Origin of the sequence: Rhizobium sp. P28RR-XV (assembly GCF_012641385.1) — a bacterium.
Lineage (GTDB): Bacteria > Pseudomonadota > Alphaproteobacteria > Rhizobiales > Rhizobiaceae > Rhizobium.
Map to the genome: position 1 here is coordinate 19808 of NZ_JABAIG010000030.1, position 7385 is coordinate 27192.

The 7385-nt window shown below is 56.5% G+C and carries 8 protein-coding genes and 1 pseudogene; 5 read left to right on the top strand and 4 right to left on the bottom strand.

Annotated features, from left to right (window positions below):
* Window positions 1-811 precede the first annotated feature (811 nt).
* Both HGP12_RS33170 and HGP12_RS33180 read right to left on the bottom strand, forming a co-directional pair.
* Entirely contained in the window at window positions 812-1528 is a 717-nt protein-coding gene (locus tag HGP12_RS33170; protein ID WP_246703653.1) for an MBL fold metallo-hydrolase, read from the bottom strand.
* A 476-nt stretch (window positions 1529-2004) separates the two neighbouring features.
* Window positions 2005-2550, bottom strand: coding sequence for a sugar ABC transporter (locus tag HGP12_RS33180; RefSeq protein ID WP_168880204.1), 546 nt, complete (start codon window positions 2548-2550; stop codon window positions 2005-2007).
* Between the two features lie 168 nt (window positions 2551-2718).
* On the opposite strand from HGP12_RS33180, the gene HGP12_RS33185 reads away from it, so the two are divergent.
* Window positions 2719-3732, top strand: coding sequence for a LysR substrate-binding domain-containing protein (locus tag HGP12_RS33185; RefSeq protein ID WP_409527244.1), 1014 nt, complete (start codon window positions 2719-2721; stop codon window positions 3730-3732).
* Here the strand turns inward: HGP12_RS33185 and HGP12_RS34975 are convergent.
* Complete coding sequence (locus tag HGP12_RS34975; protein WP_409527245.1) at window positions 3719-3850, bottom strand: DUF3363 domain-containing protein; 132 nt, start codon at window positions 3848-3850, stop codon at window positions 3719-3721. The genes HGP12_RS33185 and HGP12_RS34975 overlap by 14 nt on opposite strands.
* Before the next feature lie 228 nt (window positions 3851-4078).
* Window positions 4079-4312 (bottom strand): annotated as a pseudogene (locus HGP12_RS33195) (DDE-type integrase/transposase/recombinase); the annotation flags it as partial.
* Window positions 4313-5114: 802 nt separating this feature from the next.
* Here HGP12_RS33195 and HGP12_RS34980 point away from each other — a divergent pair.
* The 4 genes from HGP12_RS34980 to HGP12_RS33215 all read left to right on the top strand — a co-directional run bounded on the left by HGP12_RS34980 (window position 5115) and on the right by HGP12_RS33215 (window position 7302).
* A complete protein-coding gene (locus HGP12_RS34980; protein ID WP_168880205.1) occupies window positions 5115-5501 on the top strand; it encodes a DUF4189 domain-containing protein in 387 nt (128 codons plus the stop codon).
* Window positions 5502-5951, top strand: a complete 450-nt coding sequence (locus tag HGP12_RS33205) for a hypothetical protein (protein ID WP_168880206.1) — start codon at window positions 5502-5504, stop codon at window positions 5949-5951.
* A gap of 392 nt (window positions 5952-6343) precedes the next feature.
* The gene (locus tag HGP12_RS33210; protein WP_168880207.1) at window positions 6344-7024 is read left to right on the top strand and encodes a hypothetical protein; all 681 of its coding nucleotides are present in this window, start codon (window positions 6344-6346) and stop codon (window positions 7022-7024) included.
* Window positions 7003-7302, top strand: coding sequence for a hypothetical protein (locus HGP12_RS33215; RefSeq protein ID WP_168880208.1), 300 nt, complete (start codon window positions 7003-7005; stop codon window positions 7300-7302). Before HGP12_RS33210 ends, HGP12_RS33215 begins: the two co-directional genes overlap by 22 nt.
* Window positions 7303-7385: the final 83 nt, after the last annotated feature.

Genomic DNA, 7385 nt, shown 5'->3' on the forward strand with positions numbered 1-7385 from the left:
AGTATATTCCTCTGTAACAGTGGGAATCGACTTACTTAGGCAAATATATGTAATTATATAATATTGCAGGCAGGAACAAAGCAGCGGAAAATGCAAGATCTTATATTTATTATATTTGCCTGCTATTCCAGGAGGGCATGTGGGTTCATCTGTCCTAATGAATTCAATTGGGATGCCACCGATGTTAAAGGTTATGTCTCCGAATTTTTTTGCCTGATCGGCGAGGCGTATACCTTGCAATGTAAAAATACGAGAAACGAAACCAACGCGCGATGATAATGGCAAATGTCACCCTTGGTTGTATATCCACTCTTCACTCTCTATTGCAAATAGGCAAGAATCCATTTTCAATTCGTCCCTCACGGAATCCGCCTCTTTATATTATGGCCAGAGGAGTCTATACCCCGAAAGGAAAATAACCGCTTAGCGTGTAAAGCGCAAACAGAAAGAATGAAAAGCAATCTTTGGATGCGCCGCTAGATCTCGAGGCTTGGACCCGTCACGTTGCCTCATCGATGGGCGAAGAGGTGGACTTTTGCGGACTTTACGAAGTCACGCTCAGAGAGAACGGAGCCACAGATGGCGCCCGCTTTGCAATTGCGAACGATGGCACCGGTCTTGGTCGAATTGCTGGGGAGACACATCCGTTCGGTGCCAACGGCAAAGTGTTGAATCCTTACCGCCGGAAAAGGTGGATGAACGGCTGCCGCTTCGCTCATAGCCCTTGACAGCAGCGAAGGGCCGAGGGCTAGCACGCCGCGACGTATGCTCTGTGGTTTCGAACGCAGCTCGCGCCGCCAGCGGCACGCGCTCATTCCTCATATGCGACACCGTAGGCCAACTTTTTTCGCTCGATCCGCGCGAAGCCGGGTTCGCCGAGGTGCATGCCAGCGATCAGCAGTTGCTCGGCGGCCACGCAGTCCAGAAGCCTCGCCCGCGTATTGGCGGCAAGATGCGCGTCCTGATCGAACGCGATCGACACCTCCGAGCGCGGAACCTGAATTTGCGGGAAATGAACGATGTCGCCCCAGACCAGCAGGCTCTTGTTACCTGAATCGAGCCGATAACCGGTGTGTCCGGCTGTATGTCCCGGCAGAGACATCGCCATGATGCCTGGCAGCACCTCGCCGCCCTCAAAAGTGCGCAGCCTGCCGCGATAGCCATCGAGCGCCTGACGCGCCACAAGGAAGTTGCCACGGGCGCGCTCGGGGGCACGGCTCAGATTGCCGTCATCCTGCCAGAACGCGACTTCCCGATGGTGGGCGACAAGCTCGGCGTTTGGGAAAACGGCTGTTCCTGAAGCGTCCGCCAGCCCCCCGACATGATCGGGATGGGCATGCGTCAACAGGATCGCGTCGATCTCCCAAGGCCGGATGCCAGCGAGTAGCAGATTGGTTTTTAATCGACCGCCCCACTGCTTGAAACCGCCTGCTCCTGCGTCAATCAAGACCGTGCGACCGCCGCCGCGCACAAGGTAGCAGTTGATATGGATCGAGGTGTGATCCTTTATCCCTGCATTTTCCTGCATACGGGCGGCGTCTGCCGGGTCGATATTCGCAAGGAAATCGAAACTGGCGTGGAGATAGCCATCGCTGACGGCGGTGATTGTTAAGTCACCGACCTGTTGTGTGGGAAATGTAAGACTAGACATCGGTTTCTCCAGGCATCAGCTCAATTGCGCGCGTGAATGCTCGATGCTTCATAGCCAAAGCAGCGGATGCGCGCGGTGAGGCCGATATTGCCCTTGATGGCCTCGTCCAGCCTTTCCATGAACCGATCCATGACTGGCGGCGTCCGAAATTTCTCAAGGCGATATTGGATTTCTGCGAAAGCGGGGTGTCCCCGGCCATGCCGGACGGCGACATAGACAATATGCACGTTCGCCAATGCGGCCCGGAGAATGCCGGTGCAAAGTTCTGTGCATTGCTCCGTGAGGTCTGCGAATGCTTCGTCCGGAGGCATCCTGTCTGCGGGAATATAGATCGTGACATTCGGCATCGGGATCTACCGTGCCTTCCCGGCAGCAGCGTCATCGTCGCTCGTCAACTGCGCCGTCATCGGCACATAGACATGGACGCCTTCAGATAGATGCTCGATGTCAGGCACGCTGCCGCGCTCCACCTTGGCGAGCCAGCGGTATTCCGGGAACTTCTCCATAGCGACCGCCTGCATCGCATATGGGGTGAGGCCCAGCCGGATCAGAGGTTCGGGGCCTGTGGGGCTCAACGCCAGATATTCGCCCTCACCAATGGCCGGCGCGCGGTCGATCCCGCCATAGAGGTTCCGGTGCCAGTCGGTGATGTGTTGTTGCCAGCGTGCGAAATTGCCGCCGCCCTTCTGGCGGTATTCGTCACCCGTCAGGATGTCGGGGCCGTCTATCGAATGAAGGGCGAGATAGACCGGGCAGCCACCGCTTAGCGCCTTGAAACGCTGCGAGGTGTGGAAACCGCTCACCGAAATGAGGGCTGGCAGCTTGTCCAGGCTGTAAAAGTCGTTCCATTCCGCCTCGCTGTCGGGATCGGCAAAGCTGCATTCCACCGTATAGATCATTATTCCACCTTCGACCGGAAGATTATCCTTCCAGTCTCGTCTTTCGTTGATATTTTCTCATGATAGATTGCCAATCCATGCCTATATATCGAAAATGGATCATGCTTCAGTGATCTAATATCAAGGCGACGGTAGATCGAAGGCCGAACCATCCCGCCAGGAACCATCATGCGCCGCAAGATTCCCAGCAATTCCGCACTCATGGCATTCGAGGCGTCAGCTCGTCATGGCAGCTTCGCTCGTGCGGCCGACGAACTGGCCCTGACCGAAGGGGCGATCAGCCGGCAGATCGGCCGGCTGGAAGCGTTCCTCGGCGTCACGCTGTTCGAGAGAGTCGGCAATCGCGTCCGGCTTTTGCCGAATGGAGAACGTTATGCGGTTCAGGTCCGCGAGGCACTCGACCGGCTGGAGCGCGACAGCCAATATCTGATGGGGCAGCCGAGCGACGGCGCGAGCCTCGACATCGCAATCTTGCCGACGTTCGCCACGCGTTGGCTCATCCCGCGTCTGAAGCCGTTCCAGGAGCGGCATCCGCATATCACCCTGCATCTTGCGGAACGGATGGAGCCATTCGTTCTCACCGGCAGCGGGTTCGACGCCGCCATCCATTTTGAGCATCCTGCCTGGACGGGAATGCGGACGCACCGCTTGCTGCATGAGGTGCTAGTTCCGGTCTGCCATCCGGCGCTGATCGATAAAGGGGATGGGACGGTCTCCCTCGACGAATTGCCGCGCCTTCACCGACGCCAGAACCCGGACGCCTGGCAACGCTATGCACAGGAAATCGGAATCGCATTGACCAATCCCGCGGTTGGTGCTCGTTACGATCTTCACTCCATGCAAATCGAAGCCGCGTTGGCAGGTCTCGGCGTCGCACTGGTGCCCCGCCTCTATGTCGAAACGGAGTTGGCAGAGGGACGACTAATCGCGCCTTGGCCCGACGGTCAATCGATCTCCAAGACTTTCTGCCTCATCCTGCCGGAGCCGATCCGACTGAGCGACACTCCAATACAGGTTTTCGCAAATTGGCTTCTCAGAGAGGTGCAACCGTCAAAGCCAACCGCATTGAAGGCGACCGCTGAACCCGTCACAATGCAAGCCCCTTCTGCCGGCCCAATTGCCAGGACACCGATCCGTTCCGGACGATCCCGGTCACCTCGCAGCCAAGCTACCGATCAATGACCTGCCGCCACGGGACCAGCGTGAACTTGTGGCTCTTCTCGACAATGGCGAACTTGCCGCTGGTGAGTTGCACGGTGCCGCTGAGCGCCTCGCTGTCTCCGGCTGACCGAAACGGCATCGGCTTGGTTGCCGCCAGCTCCGCCCCGCGCGGGCGACCTCGCGCGCCTCCAGCGTCGATAGCAGGTCGCGCTGATAGAGAACGCGGCAGCTCTGCTGGCGTGTCGCGCGCGCTTTAGCCAAGCCCGGCACCGAGCGTTTTAGGAGTGAGTTTCTTGAGTTGCGTCAAGGGCATCCTCATCAACTTAAAAGTCGTGAGGCGATAGCAGGGCACCGGGGCTTTCGCGGTTCACGCCCGAGCGATCTGCGTCAATAGGTTCATGGCCGCAGCACTCAGTTCGCGATAGTGCCTTGAGGTGACGTCGTGGCGCGGGATGTAGAACAGGTTGGCAATCGGATCATGGATGGAGACCAGACTTTACATATGTCGCTTCGACTTGAAGCGTTTCATGATCCGTTCTCTCCGCCGGATTGGCTGGTGGGAATTCTCTGCTCGATTGTTCAGCCCCTTGTGAGAGCGATGTTAGTGATTGACCTGCGCCATCAGGCTCCAATGGCTGTCGAAGTTGTGATCAGCGCCAACATACTCATGGAACAGTAGATGGCAACTAAGCTTCGGCCCATCGCTCTCGTTGAGATTGCCGTCGTGGAGGGTGCGCGGAAGCCGGCTTCCGTGAAGAATCCTCTGGAGGTTATCAGGGTCCAAGATAGTCTGCCATAGAGCTGCCTGGCAGCCGTGCGTGTCGTGCCGATCGAGGCACCCACATGTATGCGACGGCGCAGCAACTGGTCCCTTCCGTGCGGCGCGACAAAGATACCCCCTACGGCCCTCTCCTCACATCGAGAGGTTGAGACACAGGCGAGCACGAGGCTCGATTGGTCTCTCCGAGACCCAGGTTTGAATATCATCGAGATCAACGGGGCACCTTGATTGAAACTCGATCGCTCGGAAGTCAGCATTGTCTCCTCTAGTCCATAATCCGTGCACGCCCGTCTGAATTGCACGAACCCAAGAGCGGCGTGGGTGGTATGACCTGTACCGAGTTCATATCAAGCTGACGACTGTATATCCATCGAGCTATCGGCATACCTAAATGACGAGATCGTTATTCGCGGCAAGCGTTCCCGTGCCGGCAGGTTTGCTGTTCTCAGGTGCGCATGCGCGTGCGCAATGCGCTTCGGGCATACCAGGCGCTGGCAATCCTGGCTGCACACCGCCATCGGCGCCTAACTCTCCAAATAATCCGTCGGGCGGTTACCTCTCGCCAAATGGGCCTGACGCTTCTCTTCCGCCAAAATGGCATGACAGTTCGGGCGCGGTTGCCATGGATGAGGCAACGGGAAGTGCTGGCGAAGCGCGTAACCAACTGAGCAAAACAGCTGTCACGGACATGGCAATGCGGCAATGCCGAACTGGCGGGCCGCACTGCAAAGTCATTATCGCGTACTGTAGTCAATGTGTCGCGATCGCGCAGGTCCAAGGACGAAAAGGGTTTCTCATAGCCGCAGTCAGGGCGGAACAGAGCAACGCCGACCAGTATGTGAGGTCCGAGTGCAGCAGCCATGGCGCTCGCGAGATCGTCTATCGTGCCTGCAGCGGCGCAATTCGGATGCAACGATCCATGCTTCTTTCGGCTTCTCCGTGCTGCTGGCCTGCGTGGATGACAAATTATGGCTTTGGAATATCGTTCACTTTTTTAGATGGAGGATGAATGCACAAGACGTTTGCTTTTGTCGGCTTGGCAATGGCCATCGCCGGAACTCCGGCCTGGTCTCAGATCTATGGTGAGGACGGTCTGGCCAAGGTGATCCACGACCTGTCCACGATGGAGGACGCTGATCTGAACGTCCACTCCCCACGGACCGCTAAATTAATGGCGACCGTTTTCGACGGTGAGATCAATGATTGCAGCAGCAGCTCACACCGTCTTTGTTCTTATCAGAGCGGCGCGGAGACAGTGCCCGATCTTTATGTTGGCATCAACAATGACCGAATCGAAAGCGTGATCCTGTTCGATACGAAGCGAACGTTGGGTCCGAACTGGATGTGCCGTATCCCACCGGGGGCCACCATGAACTTGTGCGTCCGCTCAAACCTTTCCCCCGCAGAACGGGAACGGGTTATTTCCGCCTGGAAGGACGATGCTAAGAGTCAGAATTAACTGCCGCGGTAGTTCCTGACGGTCTCGCTCCTAGTTGTCTCTATGGCTCTGTTGAGTTCCGCCTCCACCTATACGCCATCATCATGCGTATCGCTCTTTGGAGCGAATAGCCATTCGCGCCCAAAACATTGACGGTTTTGTTGATCCAGAGTTCGACCAGTGTTGTTTAACTAACACAACGTCAGATTATATTTTCCAATGATCAGCTCTCCTTAAAATTTAGGCATGACCATGTGGGTTTGATCGCATAAATAGAATCATTGCCAACAGCTTTGGAGAGACCAGCGGTGAGGGATAGGACGGGGCTGCCTTGGTATTTCGCGCGAACTTCGAGGCTGTCCATAGGTCTACAGATCTTGACGCTCTGCGTATTGCTGTGCGGAAGAACGGCATTGATGGGGGATCTGGCATTCGCAGGTTCGCCAACGCCCCCCTCAGTGACAACGACCGCAGTCGATATTCCTCTGCCCTACCGAAGCACTTACAGTCTCAACCAAGACCTTGTCCGCCTGCATATGAACGGCACTGATTCGACATTTGATATCCCGAGAAACTACATCGATATTCCTGGGAGGTTCGGCAAGTTCGCCGCTGTCAAAAATGTCCTCTTGCTGTCACTTCTCCCAGGCTTAGCGGGCCGGGAGGCAGGCAATGAAAGGCAATTCGCCGCAGTGCCCGCCTCCCAATTGCTGGCCATTCTTTTGAACACCCCGAGCGCAGGCCCATGGGATATGGCGCGCGTCGAAGATGCCTACGCTCAGGACCGTTCCGAATACGGACATCAACAATTGGGTGTTCTTTATGGTCTGACTGCGATGCGGCAGGTTCCGCCCAATTCTGGTCGAGGGTGGCACTGGAAATACGTACTTTGGCAGGGGCCAGAGCACAGCCCCTCGGTCAGTATCGTCTGTGATGGGGAGGGAACTGTACCATACCCCAGCTGCGTGCATCACTTCCTGTACAAATCTCTGCTTGTCCAGCTCAGCTATGCAAAGACGAATTTACCTCAGTGGGATTTCATCCAACAATCGGTGCGCACGAAGCTTGATGAATGGGCGCAAGCCCAGCCTTAAAATTTCAATCAAAGGGAATAATATTTATGGCTCTCTCGCAAGCTCAGCTTTCAAAACTTCAAGGCTTCGTTCCAGTCACCGTCAGACTCGACAACGAGGGCATCGACGTCGACGGCACGCTGCAACCGCTGTCGCCTGGCATGGCGGCCACCGTCGAGATCAAAACTGGGAAGCGGCGCATCCTCGAATATCTGTTTTCGCCGATTGCGGAGATCTCGTCAGAGGCAATGCACGGTAAGCGCGATTTTCGATGCGCATTGACGGCGCAAGACCGATGAACGTGCGCGCATTGGTAGCGAGATCCGGCTCTATCCGGCCGCAGTAGTCTTGGAGAAGTTGAACGGCAGCAGGTCGCCGATTT